Genomic DNA, 15,332 nt, shown 5'->3' with positions numbered 1-15,332 from the left:
TTAACCTATTAGCCGTATTTAGCTACGCGAATAATCAATAATAGTTTATTGCGCTACGTTGTTTGTCGTTAGATACTAAAAAAAGAAAAAACATAAGCAGGATATTTTAGAAATACCCCGCTTAGTTAAATGATTTTATTGCCTGGTGGAATAGATAATGCAATCATTTAGTCAATCAATTAATTAACTAACTCAAAACTATGACTTTTTTACAAATCTATCCTCCTTTTTAAGGAGACGGGCATCGCTTTTCTGTTTTTTGATGCTGATTTAATTCTCATGCAGGTAGCGGATTCAATACAGCTTTTGCTGCAAATAATTAAACACTTTTTAATATCTGTGAGGTTACCGACAAACCTTAGTTGGCATAGCTATGACCGCAAAGTATCTGCCGGGTGTTGCTGCCGATTTACTTTCAACTTAGTGTAGTGAGCAGTACAAGTGTTGTTTTAGTTGCGCGATACGCTGGATGTGTGAGAAGCGAGATTGTCGTTAACAACACATCTGTGTTAAATAGCCGATCAGCAAGCGATTCCCAATCCTTTCAAGAAATGTGGTTTTGGTTACAGAAAGTAACTAAAAGCTGATATAACAGGCTCCTTTACACCGGCTAAAAGCCAGTGTTGTAAAAGGTTGTCCGGTAACTGATAATTGGTTAATAATGGTCAATAGTTGGTTGGAGTATAGCTTTAGAGCTGTACTCCTTGTTTATCATTAGCAGCCCGGGCCGGGTAATAACCGATCATTCTCTGTTGAGTAATCTCCCCTTTTAATCATTACGAACATGACAGCTAAACATTCTTACAGATTTCCTTTACATATGGATTTTTTCCTGATCATGTGCGCTGTGTATCTGAACCCGGGAGTTTATCCTCCGGGCGGCAAATGGGCAACACCATCTGTTTCAGTAAGAAAGTACAATAAATTTTGACGGGGATATGAAAATAGTTAAAGAAGTTGATGCGTCTGTGATTATTGCCTTGCGTAATGGAAGCGAAAGTGCTTTCCGAAAAGTTTATAATACCTACAATTCCCGTTTGTACCACTTTGCCTACCGTTTTCTTAAAAGCGATGAATTATGCGAAGAAGTTATCCAGGAAACAATGATCTCGTTATGGTTGAACAAAGATCGCCTTGATGAAAAATATCCGTTAGGGTCTTACTTATATATGATAACGCGAAGGCTTTCGCTTAATATACTTCGTAAACAGGCAACCTCTCAAGTTGCTTTTAATAAGGTGATACAATCTGCATTGTTTTGCCACAACGAAACGGAAGACGGCGTTATTTTTAATGATCTTTCTTGCGTAGCAGAAACCATGGTAACAAAGCTGCCTAACAAACAGCAGGAAGTATTCCGGTTAAGCCGCTACCAGGGGCTATCGCACAAAGAAATTGCCGAACGGATGAAACTCTCTGAAAACACCATTCAGAACCACATAGGTGCCGCGTTAAAAAGCCTGCGCCTCCAATTTAAAAGATCTGATATATTTTTCCTACTGCTCATCTATTTCTGTTAGGGCACTTACTGGTAATAATAAGTAAATTTTATAAAGCATTAGTGGCTAACCGTTTTTGGCGTGTATTACCATTATAATAACCAATTATTTGCTTTCTGGCGAATTAAACTTTACTATTTTTTACCAATTAATAAACGCATTAGTGGACGAACGCTATGTAACCGGCCTTTTAAAAAGGTTTGCAGACAATAACTGTTCTGACGAGGAGTACCTGCAAATACAGCAGGTGTTTCTTGATCCGGAAGCTGGGCCTATAATTGAAAAATTTATGGATAGCCTATGGGAATTCCCCGCTGGCGATGTGAGATTTACCAGATTACATGCCGGTGAGCTTTATAAAAAGATCATCGACGATCAGCGAATTCAAACAGCATCGAAGAACGATAACGTTTTAGGCAAACGGAGTTTTTATTGGGCTAAAGTAGCTGCATCTGTATTACTGGTTTGTATGCTGGCCATTGCAGGCAAGTTTGCATTTTTTAATAAAGCCGATTTAATTGCTTATACAGAGTATAAAACGCCGGCAGGCAAGCACTTGTATATCCGCCTTCCCGATGGCTCTAAAGTTTGGCTTAATGCCGAAAGCAATATTCGTTTCCCAACAAAATTTGATGGTAAAAGCAGGGATATTCAACTGGTGGGCGAAGCCTTTTTTGATGTTGTTCATGATGTAAATAGACCTTTTAAAGTTTATACCGGCTATGTATGTACCCAAGTGCTGGGGACAGCTTTTGATATATCATCTTACCGAAAAGAAACAATCGAAATAACGGTTTTACGGGGGCTGGTAAGTGTGCATACAAAGCAGAAGCAATTGGGGTTACTCAAACCAAATCAACAGCTGGAATATCATACCAACAGTAAAACTACAGTTGAACATGTAGTAGATGCCGAAAATTATGTTTCATGGACGAAGGACGAATTGTTGTTAAACAACACCAGCTTGGAAGAGGCATCCGTCATTATTTCCAGGCGGTTTAATGTCAACATTAATCTGGCCAACCCAAAGTTGAAAAAGTGTCGTTTTGTGGCCTCTTTCCCTGCAAACGTGCGGTTAAACCAGGTTTTGAAAGTATTAAGTAAGCTAAACAATTTCCAATACCAGATAAATAAACAGCAGGTAATAATATCAGGAAATGGGTGTGAGTGATGCTAAATAACCGATAAAGAATTAAAGAAAAATTATGATACCATTTACACCACCACCGGTATGAGTTGAATAAAAAAAGCCATCATGATCGCCATCATGATAGCTTTTAAATGATGATCAGCAGTTAGTTGCCGTTTGATCACATAAATTCTAAACACTTTATTACTTAAAATTAACGCAAATTTATGGATTTTTTTACTTATAAAAGCTCAAATACAGAACCAGGGAACTTCATACCGATAAAACCTAAATCACTACTTAATATCCGTACCTGTTTTATCGCCTTATTTATTTTTGCATGCACTAATCTTTTAATAACCAGCCCGCTAAAAGCTCAGGATATTAAAGAGGTAAAAGTGGAGATAGGCCCTGCAAGCGGAAGCCTGGAAGCCGCGCTGAAAAAAATAGAAAGTCAGTCGCCGTTCCGCTTTGCATATAAAGCGGCAGAAATAAGTCAGTACACCAATATAAATGTACCCGGCGGGTCCCGTACGGTTGCATCATTAATTGATATGCTACTTGCAAAAACCAACCTTAGTTATTCGGTTGACGACAAGTACATCGTTATTTCACCAAAAAAAGACCGCGCCCCATCCCCGAAGACCGCTTCAGAGGATATAACTGTAACAGGTGTGGTAAAAGATCAGATCAGCGTATTGCCGGGTGTTAACGTAAGCCTCAAAAGCGACCCCCGACGGGGTGTTCAAACATCGGTTACGGGCAAATACACCATTAAAGTACCGGCTAACGGGGTACTGGTTTTTAGCATGGTAGGCTATGAGCCGAGGGAGATCCAGATAAACGGGGAAGGTGTTATCAACATAGACCTTGTACCAATGGATAATAAATTAAATGAGGTTGCTGTGGTGGCATTCGGAACCCAGAAAAAATCGAGCATGGTGAGTTCGATAACCACAATAAGCCCTAAAGATCTGAAAGTACCCTCCAGCAACCTTACAACCGCTTTGGCGGGCAGGCTTGCAGGTGTAATAGCCTATCAGCGCAGTGGCGAGCCGGGCCAGGACAATGCTGCTTTTTTTATTCGTGGGGTAACCACTTTTGGCTACAAAAAAGACCCATTGCTGATGATTGACGGAATTGAGGTAACGCCTACTGATCTGGCCAGGCTTCAACCGGATGATATTGCCAGTTTTTCTATCATGAAGGATGCACCCGCAACTTCATTATATGGCGCACGGGGAGCAAACGGGGTAATTTTGATCACTACCAAATCTGGAAAGGAGGGTCCTGCTAAAATATCCGTCCGGTTTGAAAATTCAAACTCGTCAAATACCCGGCAGATACAACTGGCAGACCCTATTACTTACATGACCTTAGGTAATGAAGCCGTATTAACCAGAAATCCTTTAGGGATACTGCCGTATTCGCAAAACAAGATAGACAACACCGTTGCCGGGCTTAACCCATACGTATACCCGGCCAATAACTGGTTAGATCAATTGATAAAGAGAAATACAAATAACCAACGCCTCAACTTCAATGCAAATGGAGGAGGTACGGTAGCGAGATATTACATAGCGGGAAGTATAAATCAGGATAACGGGATCTTAAATGTTGATAAACGGAATAATTTTAACAGCAATGTTAATCTTAAATCTTACCAGCTTCGCTCGAATATCAACATCAATATGACCAAAACAACAGAAGTTATCGTAAGATTATCAGGCAGTTTTGATGATTACACGGGCCCTATTGACGGCGGAAGCGGTGTGTATTCGAAAATTATGCGATCTAACCCGGTATTATTCCCGGCATTTTATCCTGCCGACCTGAAACCTAATACCAATCATATTTTATTTGGTAATGATAATTCTACCGGCAGTTTCCTGATCAACCCTTACGCAGATATGATTAAGGGCTACAAGGATTATTCAAGGTCTACGCTGAATGCTCAGTTCGAGCTCAAGCAAGATCTGGCCTTCCTGGTACCTGGCCTTTCTGCCCGCGGCATGTTTAATACGCAGCGGTATTCGTATTTCGATATTGTGCGTAACTACAACCCTTTTTTCTATAGCGCATCAGGATATAACAGGCAAAACGATAGTTATTCGATAAGTGCCCTCAATGAAACTACTGCCACAGAGTATTTGAATTATAATGAGGGCGCTAAGGATATCAATTCATCAACCTATGTAGAAGCTGCCGTAAACTACCATGTTACGCTCGCCAAAAAAAATGATATTACGGCCTTAGTGGTGTACCAACGAAGGAATCAGATCTTCGCCAACCAGGGAACGCTGCAAAAATCGTTACCTTATCGTAACCAGGGGGTATCCGGAAGGCTAACCTATGCTTTCGATAACAGGTTCCTGGCCGAAGCGAATTTCGGGTATAACGGCTCGGAGCGTTTTTACCGGACGCAGCGATATGGATTTTTCCCGGCCGCCGGTTTGGGGTGGCTTATATCCAATGAAAAGTTTTGGGAGCCCATTAAAAACACAGTTACCAAATTTAAGCTGAAAGGCACTTACGGCCTTGTTGGAAACGATGCAATAGGCAGCGCCGACGATCGCTTCTTCTACCTTTCGGAAGTAAATATTAACGATCCTAATAAGGGCTTTGTTTTTGGCGAAAATGCTAATTACTACAGGCCGGGCGTAACGGTTAACCGTTATGATAACCGCGATATTACCTGGGAAACAGCACGTAAGTTAAACGTAGGTTTTGAGCTTGGGCTTTTTGGAGACCTGGAAGTACAGGCTGATTACTTTACCGAAAAAAGAGATAATATTTTAATGGATAGGGCTTCTATCCCGGCAACCATGGGCTTATCTGCCGGCATTAGGGCAAACGTTGGTAAAGCAAAAGCGCACGGCATAGATATCTCTGCCGATTATAATAAAAACTTTAGCAACTCGCTATGGCTTCAATTACACGGAAATTTCACTTATGCGCACAGCGAATTTACAGCCTATGAAGAACCACAATATGCCGAATATTATAAAACCCATGTTGGCCAATCGCTCAACCAACGATTTGGCCTGATTGCCGAACGGCTTTTTGTAGACGAAGCGGAGGTGGCAAATTCGCCGAAACAGACCTATGGCGAATATATGGCAGGCGATATCAAATATCGCGACGTGAATGGAGATGGGCAGATTACGGACCTGGACCAGGTTCCCCTCGGTTACCCCGAGGTGCCTGAAATTATATACGGCTTCGGCTTTTCTGCCGGATACAAAAATTTCGACTTCTCCAGTTTCTTCCAGGGCTCGGCACGTTCTTCCTTCTGGATAGATGCAGGCGCTACCGCCCCGTTTGTAAATCAAAATGCATTGTTACAGGCGTATGCAGAAAATCATTGGTCTGAAGACAACCGGGACTCCTATGCGTTGTGGCCAAGGTTAAACAGCGTAGCCAGCGCCAACAACATGCAAACCAGCAGTTGGTTTATGCGCAGCGGAGCTTTTTTAAGATTAAAGTCGGTTGAGCTTGGTTACGCTCTGCCCAAAAGGACGATCAGCCGCCTGCACCTGGATAGGGCAAGGTTTTATATAAGCGGAACAAATTTGCTTACCGTAAGCGGCTTCAAGCTATGGGATATTGAAATGGGGGGTAACGGATTGGGCTATCCTATTCAAAAAGTGTTTAACGTAGGTATTCAATTAGGATTTTAATTTACGATGATGAGAAATATACAAAAATATTATGTCCTGTTTTTATGTGTCCTTACCATAGGCTGTAAGAAAGATTTTTTGGATGTGGTGCCGGATAATGTGGCAACAATTGATAATTCATTTACCAGCCGTAATGAGGCCGAAAAATATTTGTTTACCTGTTACTCCTACCTCCCGCAGGAGAGTGATATTAACAGTAACCCGGCATTTTTGGCAGGAGATGAGTTTTGGACATACTGGCCAATTGTGGGCGGTAATCCCCTGCCTTCAATTCCTCAGCAAATTGCCAGGGGCAACCAAAACGTTAGTAACCCTTACTTGAATTTTTGGAATGGCACCAATAATGGAAAGCCATTGTGGAAGGCGATTAGAGATTGTAACATCTTTTTAGATAACGTTAGGAAGGTGCCGGATCTTGATCCTTCACTGCGCGACAGGTGGACTGGAGAAGCAATGTTCCTAAAAGCGTATTATCATTTTTATTTGCTCAGGATGTACGGTCCCATTCCAATTGTTGATAAAAATTTGCCAATTTCCGCTTCAACGGAAGAGGTTAGGGTAACGCGTGAGCCAGTTGATAAAGTTGTTGATTTTATTGTAAAAACGCTGGATTCCGCAGCGGTTAATCTGCCGCTTACCATCCAAAACCGCTCATCAGAATTGGGCCGCATAACAAAGCCGGTTGCGCTTAGCATCAAAGCACGGGTCCTGGTAACTGCGGCCAGTCCGCTGTTTAACGGAAATACCGACTACGCGCAGTTAAAAAATCATGATGGTACAGCGCTTTTCAACACTACAAAAGATCCTGCAAAATGGGATCGTGCTGCAAAAGCTTGTAAAGAGGCAATACAAAGTTGCGAGGCCGTAGGGATTGCGCTTTACCAGTTTAACGGGCTTGTCAGTATTTCGCCGCGTTTGAGACAGGAAATGACCATTCGCAACAGTATGGCCGAGAAATGGAGCAGTGAACTGATCTGGGGTTTTTCCAATGGTGGGGCTTCATTTATACAGGGATGGGCTGTGCCAAGACTCGATCCTGCTAAATTGGAAAATGATGCTATAAAAGGAGAGCTTTCCCCAACAATTGCCATGGCGGAAACATTTTACACTGATAAAGGTGTTCCTATCTCGGAAGACAAAACCTGGGATTTTGCTAATAGAAACAACCTCCGTACCGCAAACGCATCCGACCAGGATTATATACAGAACGGTTACACCACGGTTGGGCTTCATTTTAATCGCGAACCCCGTTTTTACGCGGATATGGCATTTGATGGCTCTGTATGGTATATGCAAAACGGAACCTGGAAAATACAAGCCAAACTTGGGCAAACGCAATCCAGAAAGGGCGCAAACGGCTATTCTACAACGGGGTATTTCACTAAAAAGCTGGTAAACTGGAATTTTGTAATTCTGCCAGGGTTTGGTTTTACCCAGGAGGTGTACGCGTGGCCAATGATGAGGCTTGCAGATCTTTACCTGTTGTATGCCGAAGCACTTAACGAACAAAATGGCCCGTCTGCAGAGACATATAACTATATAAATTTGGTTAGAAGCCGTGCAGGGCTTCCTACGGTGCAGGAATCGTGGGGTACTTACGCTATTAACCCCGCCAAGTTTACTACACAGGATGGTTTCAGAGATATAATTCAACAGGAAAGATCAATTGAACTGGCTTTTGAAGGGCATAATTTCTGGGATATCCGCAGGTGGAAAAAAGGAGCGCAGGTGTTAAACTCCGGGGTGTATGGCTGGGATATCGAACAGGCGGATGCTGCAACTTACTACAGAAGAAAACTCCTTTTCAATCAAAAATTTGTGTCTCCGCGAGATAACTTCTGGCCTATTAGCGAGGGTGATATTGTAGTAAACAGAAATCTTGTTCAAAACATTGGTTGGTAACCTATAAATAAAGATCATGAAAATATTTAAAACACTATTTTTTATAAGCCTGGTCACAGCCGTGTTGTGCAGTTGTAAACCAGATCAGCTTAAACCTGTTGAAACAGATAAGTCTGCCCCGGGTACGGTGTCTAACATCAAAACCCTAAGCAGGCCGGGTACAGTAAAGCTTACATATACTTTGCCGTCCGATCAGGATTTGCTTTACGTATTAGCCGAGTATACCGATAAATACGGGAAGGTAATACAAGCAAAGGCATCGTATTATACCGATTCTTTGGTTATACAAGGCTTTGCCGATTCGGCAGTGCATAAAATGTCGGTGTATGCGGTAGACAGGAGCGAAAACAAATCGGCACCGGTTGTACTGGATGTTAAGGCATTAGCTCCCCCTGTGTTCGGCATAAAATCGAGCCTGGTGCTGGCGGAAGACTTTGGTGGCGTTAATGTGAGCTATTCAAACCCTAATGAGGCTGATATAGCTATCGTAGTTTCCTATAAGGATTCTTTAGGATATTTTGTGAATAATGAAACCATCTACACTAAATCTAAACAAGGTTCTTTTACTTCCCGCGGGTTTTCTTCTAAATCCACCGTGTTTGGCGTATACGTAAGAGATCGTTGGAATAACCGCACCGATACGGTGTTTAAAACGCTTACCCCGTTTTTTGAGAAGCAACTCGATAAATCGAAGTTTAGAACCGTGATTCTGCCAACGGACATAGGCGATTATGGTAGTGGGTTGGTGATTTCTAACCTTTGGGATAATGTGATAAATGCAAATTCAAATATGTGGCACTCCAGGGGAGATGCAGGTACACCTATGCATATCACTTTTGAACTTGGCGTTACAGCAAAATTGAGTCGTTTTGTATTATGGCAACGGCCCGGCGCCTACATATTTAATCATGGTAATCCTAAACGTTATGAAATATGGGGTTCTACCAACCCGCCGCTTGACGGAAGTTTTAATAACTGGACACTGCTTAAATCATGCGTATCTGTAAAACCTTCCGCGCAGGCACCGGGCGTAAATAGCCAGGCCGATGTAGACGCGGCAGCCAGGGGCGAGGAATGGAATATCCCGCTCGATGCACCTAAAGTAAGGTATATAAGGGTAGTGATATTGGAAAATTGGATTGGCGGCCCGCAGGCGCATATCGCAGAAATGGCTTTTTATGGTAGCGACAATTAGATCAGGTAAAAACCGGACCTGTCCGGCAAACACAAACAACATGAAATCAGAAACGAAATACAAACTATTGTTCATTTTAACAGCGTGCTGCACCCTATTGGCAGCATGCACAAAAATGGATGAGTATAAAAAATTCAGCGCCGGGAAAGAAGTGCTTTATACAGGTAAAGCCGATTCTGTAAAAACCTATTCAGGCAAAAAACGGATCAAATTATCCTGGTTACACGCATCAGACCCCAAGGTGGTTAAAACACGGATCTTTTGGAATAACCGAACAGATTCAACAGACGTGTTATTAAATAACGCTACGCTTGCCAACGGGAGGCATAGTATATTGATTAGTAATTTAGCAGAGGGGAATTACAATTTCGAATTATTCAATTATGATAAGGATGGTAACCGTTCTGTTGTAAGCAGGACATCCGGTTCAGTTTATGGAGAAAACTTCGAGAAATCGTTGTTAAACAGGGCCATCTCAGGTTTCGGAAAACAATTTGATGCTGATGGCAGCACAGCAATAACCTGGTATAATTCTGATGCACAATCTTTAGGGCTTGAATTAACCTACAGCGATAATGCACACAATGCGCATAAAATAATTGTTGCCCCAAATGTTGCCACAACCATCTTGGCTGATTATGATATAAACGTACCGATAAGTTACAGAACGATGTTTTTGCCAGATTCTGCAGCAATTGATACTTTTTATGCTGTTGCTGCTCTAAAAACGGTGACGAATCCTAACGAGATCAACATTAAAAACTCGGGCTATCCTTTTAAACCGGGTAAAGTTATCGGGCGATGGAGCGATCTGGCTACCTGGACAGCCAATGATGCTGTGAAGAATCATGGTGGCGTAGGCGGACTGGATAACCTGAACACAAGCACCGAAAATTACATGTCCTTTGAATTTTGGGGAACGCCACAGATCATTAATGGCAAGGTTTACCAAACAGGCAGCTTATTACCGGGATCGTACAGGTTGGTAGTTACCATATCTAACATAAATAACAACCTGGAAAATTCATATTTAAGTATAGCTAAGGGTAGTACCCTACCGGATGTTGCGGATATCAATACTTCATTAGTAAACGTAAAACTTACTAATGGTTCGATGAATAATAAGGATATAACCTTGTCTTTCAGCATGTCAGAACAGGGGATGGTATCCTTAGGGGTTGTAAGTACCATGCAGTTTGTAAACGAAAGCAGCTTGCGGATAAAACAATTCAGGCTTTATAAGGATAATTAGCATTTCTCAACCTAATTTATATACGACTAAAGGACATGCCCGGAATATGGGTATGTCCTTTTATTAATAAAAACCGTTACTTACATTGAAGTTCTATCACCATAAAAACCTACTATTACGAAACTAATTTATTAACCATGATGTCAAAAAAAAGTATTTTTATTCTTTTAATAATGTTAACCACATTTGTTCATGCACAGGTTCAGCAAAAAAAAGAGGCTTATTTGTTTGCTTATTTTAAAGATAACGGCGAGGATGGATTGCACCTGGCTTATAGCGATGACGGCTTTAAATGGTCTGCTTTAAAAAATGACAATTCGTTTTTAACACCCATGGTATCTAACGATAAGTTGATGCGGGACCCCTGCATTATCCGCGGTGCCGATGGCCTGTTCCACATGGTTTGGACGGATAGCTGGAATGATAAAGGCATTGGCTATGCCAGTTCACCAGACCTGAAACACTGGTCGGTACAGCAACAATTACCGGTTATGGAGCAAACGCCAGCGGCACGTAACTGCTGGGCACCCGAGATTACCTATGATGCAGCCACCAAGCTATATATGATCTATTGGGCTACCTCTGTTGATGGCTTGTTCCCCGTAACGGATAGCCTCGCCGGAGTTAAGTATAACCATCGTATATATTACATCACCACTAAGGATTTTAAAATTTACACTTCGGCAAAAATGCTCTTCGATCCGGGTTTTAGCAGCATTGATGCAACCATTGTGCCCGATGGAAAGAGATTTGTAATGGTATTTAAAGACGAAACGTTACACCCTGTTCAAAAAAACATTAAAATAGCTTATGCCAACAATTTAACCGGGTCTTACTCAAACCCACAGGGCCCTATTACTGGTAAATATTGGGCCGAAGGGCCAACTACCCTACGAATTGGCAATAGGTGGATCGTTTATTTTGATAAATATACCGAACATAAATATGGTGCCATCACCTCAACTGATCTAAAAAAATGGACGGACATTTCTGATCAGATCGATCTCCCAAAAGGGATCAGGCACGGTACAATTATTAAAATAACACAGGCCGAGCTACAAAAATTAAAGCTGTAGCCATTATAAACTTATCCTGCTGAAAAGATTGCCGGTAGAATATTTATAAAAGTAAAAAGAACCGACATCAGTTCATATCAATGAAATTTTGCCTCCTCTCGTACAACCTATTATGCAATATTTAAATGTCCTATCAGCTAAAAAAGTGTTTTTAATCTGTCTGTTGCTTTGTGGGTTTTGTTCCATAGCCAATAGTCAAATAATTCCGGTGAAGCTGGCTTGCGAACTGCGTAACGATCCTTTGGGGATAGATGTGGAAAATCCGGGTTTCAGCTACATTATTAAAGCAGACGACAACCTGCGCGGAATTAAGCAAACGGCCTGCCAGTTGCTGGTTTCACGCACCCCCGATTTTAAAAACAGCAGCAACCTGTGGGATTCTAAAAAGATGAGCAATGATAAAATGGCTTACATCAATTACGCAGGCAAACGTTTACTATCGGGGCGCAAATATTGGTGGAAGGTGCGTGTTTGGGATCAGCATAACCGGGTATCCGCCTTGAGCAGGTCAGCCAACTTTACGATGGGAATACTGAAGGCCGCCGACTGGAAAGCGCAGTGGATAAGTGCCAGGGGCGCCGATAAATATTCATTGACTTCGGTAGGTTATAAATCGGCTGATGCCACAACTGAAAACACGGGTACAGGTAGACCTGGGGAGTACACAGCCCATTTCCGAAATTTTATTATACCCACTTTTTTATGCCGATAGGGGTGGATACGGCTTCCCAAGGCAGTTTAAAGTATCTGTTGCAGATGACCCTGCTTTTAAAAAAGCAACTAACATTGCAGATTTTACAGGAGCCGATTTTGAAGCACCAAGGTATGCACCGGCACATATTTACAAAGGTAACGTTAAGGCAAGATATATAAGGCTAACCGTAACCAGGCTGGCCCATATTGGCCAGGGCTTTGGCTATGCATTAAGGCAGCTAATGGTGATGTCGAACGGCAAGAACATCGCATCCGGCAGACCCGTTGAAGCAACAGATAGCGATGAAAGTAAAGGGTTTAAGAAAAGCAGTCTTACAGATAGAGTTCGGGATGAAAGGTCTTTTCCCAACTATTCCTCCATGCTGTTACGTAAAGATTTTAAAGTAAAGCCTCGTTTAATAAGCGCTGTTGCATTCATTAGCGGATTGTCTGCTTTTGAATTAACTGTTAACGGTAAAAAAGCAAGTAAAAATTTGTTCAGCCCCGGCTGGACGGATTATAAAAAAACGGTATTGTACGATACCTATGACCTTACCGACCTTTTAAAAAACGGGTTAAACGCACTGGGAGTTATATTAGGAAATGGTATGTACAATATCCAGCCGGATACTTTACGGTATGTAAAGTTTATAAACACTTTTGGGCCCGCAAAAGCAATCGTACAATTACGATTGGAGTACGCAGATAAAACGGTTCAGATTATCAATACCGACAAAACCTGGCAGGTAACACCCGGCCCGGTTACCTATAGCAATTTGTACGGCGGAGAAGATTATAATGCCAATTTAGAACCTAAAGGATGGAACCTGCCTGGTTTTAAGGCAACAGCTACCTGGAGTAAAGCGATAGAAACAAAAGGACCCGGCGGTGTACTAAAGGGTCTGTCGTGCTCTGCGCCACCTATAACGGCTATAGATACTTTAAAATCTGCTAAAATAACTAAGGTACTGGCCAATCTTTTGATATATGATTTTGGCCAGAATGCATCCATGATGCCCGCACTTAAAGTTAACGGGCCAAAAGGCTCGTACGTGCGTATGATACCGACGGAGTTGTTGGGCAAAGATGGCCTGGCCGATCGCCGGTCGGCAACACAGGATGGGGTACGCCCGGCCTGGTGGCAATATACCTTATCAGGCTACGGTGCCGAAAACTGGTTCCTTAAATTCTTTTACCAGGGTGCCCGGTATCTGCAGGTAGAGCTTTACCCATCGTCGGATGGCGTTCTGCCGAAAATAGAGCGGTTAAATGATGTTATTGTGCATTCCTCGTCAACTGCCGTCGGTAGTTTTGAAAGCTCCAACGAGCTGTTTAACAAAACATACAACTTAGTACGCTGGGCACAGCGCAGCAATATGATGAGTTTTATGACCGATTGTCCGCAACGCGAAAAAATGGGCTGGCTGGAAGAGAACCATTTAAATGGCCCGTCGTTGCGGTATAATTTTGATATGGCACCGCTTTTTCGTAAAACAATGAATGACATGGCCGATGCCCAGCTGAGCAATGGCTTGATACCCAATATTGCACCCGAGTATTTTATTGCCGGTTCGCCCGAGCTTACCAATGGCTTTCGCAATTCTGTGGAATGGGGCAGCTCCTTTATTATCGTTCCCTGGCAGCAATACCTTTTTTCGGGGGATATCTTGCTTTTACAGAGGTATTACGACAAGATGAAAACATACGTAGCCTTTTTATCAACAGAAGCAAAAGACAATATTATTACCACCGGCCTTGGCGATTGGTATGATATCGGGCCTAAAGAGCCCTGGGGTTCGCAGCTTACTCCCGTTTCTTTTACAGGTACAGCTGTTTTTTATTACGATAACTGGATAATGTATCGCATTGCAGAGCGATTAAACAAAAAAGAGGATGCTCTTGCTTTTAAAGCCGCATCAGAAAAAATAAAGGCTGCTTATAATAAAAGTTTTACAATGCACAAACAGGTGTTTATGCAACCGGCTCACAAACCTGCATGGCAATGCCTTTATTTTTTAACATAGTAGAACCTCAGAACAGGTCACAACTATTAAACTCACTGGTGAAGGATATCCGCAGCCACAATAACAGTTTTACTACAGGCGAAGTAGGCTATAGGTTTTTATTAAGGGCACTGGCAGATGAGGGAAGATCGGACGTGGTGAATGATATGAATAACCAAGCAGACCGGCCGGGTTATGGGTAGCAGTTAAAGGTGGGCGCTACCAGCCTTACCGAAAAGTGGGATGCAGGCGTGGGCAATTTTGGTTCGCAAAATCACTTTATGTCGGGCCAGATCAACGAATGGTTTTTAACGATCTAATTGGTATCCGCCCGGATGAATCCGGCCCGGGGTTTAAACGGTTTGTGATAAAACCTGCTTTGTTAAATGACCTGCAATGGGTGAAGGGGGCATATACGTCTATCAGCGGCGATATCAATTGCGAATGGAGAAGGTCGGGTACAAATATCAGCATAGCCGTTACCGTGCCACCCAATACTGTGGCAACCATTTACCTGCCTGCAAAAGATGAACGGAAAATAGCTGAGGGAGGAAAGGCAATTGCTGATGCAGAAGGGATAAGCAAGGTGGAAAATTCGGCCGGCGAATTTGCTTACAAGCTAAAATCAGGCAAATACTTGTTTACTCTTAATTACTGATATTATGAAAATACGCATGCAATCGTTATTGCTTGGCAATCGGTGCTTATCGGCAGGTATTAAGCGTCATTTTTTGTCATTTTGTATAAACGTTTTATCAAAATATGTATTTCACTGGCAGGCTATTTAAATACATTTGAGTATAAAAACCAATGTATTTATAAGCTTAAAAAGTACCGGATCATAATGTTAACTAAATTAAGACATGGCCGATATCTGTGCATATTGATAAAGTTTTGCCATCA

At 42.2% G+C, this 15,332-nt stretch carries 10 protein-coding genes and 1 pseudogene; all 11 read left to right on the top strand.

The genetic code is table 11. The annotated features are described in order from the left end of the window. The first annotated feature begins 938 nt into the window (after positions 1–938). The 11 genes and pseudogenes from ABIX36_RS03230 to ABIX36_RS03180 all read left to right on the top strand — a co-directional run bounded on the left by ABIX36_RS03230 (position 939) and on the right by ABIX36_RS03180 (position 15,087). The gene (locus tag ABIX36_RS03230; RefSeq protein ID WP_348080722.1) at positions 939–1,520 is read left to right on the top strand and encodes an RNA polymerase sigma-70 factor; all 582 of its coding nucleotides are present in this window, start codon (positions 939–941) and stop codon (positions 1,518–1,520) included. Positions 1,521–1,662: 142 nt separating this feature from the next. Next, positions 1,663–2,670: a FecR domain-containing protein gene (locus tag ABIX36_RS03225; protein ID WP_348080721.1), complete on the top strand. Its 1,008-nt coding sequence runs from the start codon at positions 1,663–1,665 to the stop codon at positions 2,668–2,670. A 185-nt stretch (positions 2,671–2,855) separates the two neighbouring features. Then, entirely contained in the window at positions 2,856–6,308 is a 3,453-nt protein-coding gene (locus ABIX36_RS03220) for a TonB-dependent receptor (RefSeq protein WP_348080720.1), read from the top strand. 6 nt (positions 6,309–6,314) lie between these two features. Continuing rightward, positions 6,315–8,210, top strand: coding sequence for a RagB/SusD family nutrient uptake outer membrane protein (locus tag ABIX36_RS03215; protein ID WP_348080719.1), 1,896 nt, complete (start codon positions 6,315–6,317; stop codon positions 8,208–8,210). Positions 8,211–8,226: 16 nt separating this feature from the next. Further along, positions 8,227–9,405, top strand: a complete 1,179-nt coding sequence (locus ABIX36_RS03210; RefSeq protein ID WP_348080718.1) for a DUF5000 domain-containing lipoprotein — start codon at positions 8,227–8,229, stop codon at positions 9,403–9,405. Positions 9,406–9,445: 40 nt separating this feature from the next. Beyond that, on the top strand, positions 9,446–10,657 hold the full coding sequence (locus ABIX36_RS03205; protein ID WP_348080717.1) for a DUF4998 domain-containing protein: 1,212 nt from the start codon (positions 9,446–9,448) through the stop codon (positions 10,655–10,657). Between the two features lie 173 nt (positions 10,658–10,830). Beyond that, on the top strand, positions 10,831–11,733 hold the full coding sequence (locus tag ABIX36_RS03200) for a glycoside hydrolase family 43 protein (protein WP_348080716.1): 903 nt from the start codon (positions 10,831–10,833) through the stop codon (positions 11,731–11,733). A gap of 208 nt (positions 11,734–11,941) precedes the next feature. After that, entirely contained in the window at positions 11,942–12,445 is a 504-nt protein-coding gene (locus ABIX36_RS03195; protein WP_348080715.1) for a hypothetical protein, read from the top strand. Then, positions 12,354–14,450, top strand: coding sequence for a family 78 glycoside hydrolase catalytic domain (locus tag ABIX36_RS03190; RefSeq protein WP_348080714.1), 2,097 nt, complete (start codon positions 12,354–12,356; stop codon positions 14,448–14,450). Before ABIX36_RS03195 ends, ABIX36_RS03190 begins: the two co-directional genes overlap by 92 nt. After that, positions 14,423–14,749 (top strand): annotated as a pseudogene (locus ABIX36_RS03185) (hypothetical protein). Before ABIX36_RS03190 ends, ABIX36_RS03185 begins: the two are co-directional and overlap by 28 nt. Further along, positions 14,731–15,087 carry an alpha-L-rhamnosidase C-terminal domain-containing protein gene (locus tag ABIX36_RS03180; RefSeq protein ID WP_348080713.1) on the top strand — a complete coding sequence of 119 codons (357 nt, stop codon included), beginning with the start codon at positions 14,731–14,733 and terminating at the stop codon, positions 15,085–15,087. Before ABIX36_RS03185 ends, ABIX36_RS03180 begins: the two are co-directional and overlap by 19 nt. Positions 15,088–15,332: the final 245 nt, after the last annotated feature.

This window comes from Mucilaginibacter sp. (genome assembly GCF_039925265.1).
Lineage (GTDB): Bacteria > Bacteroidota > Bacteroidia > Sphingobacteriales > Sphingobacteriaceae > Mucilaginibacter.
The sequence above is the reverse complement of the archived record's forward strand: the minus strand, read 5'-3'. Positions and strand labels throughout refer to the sequence as shown.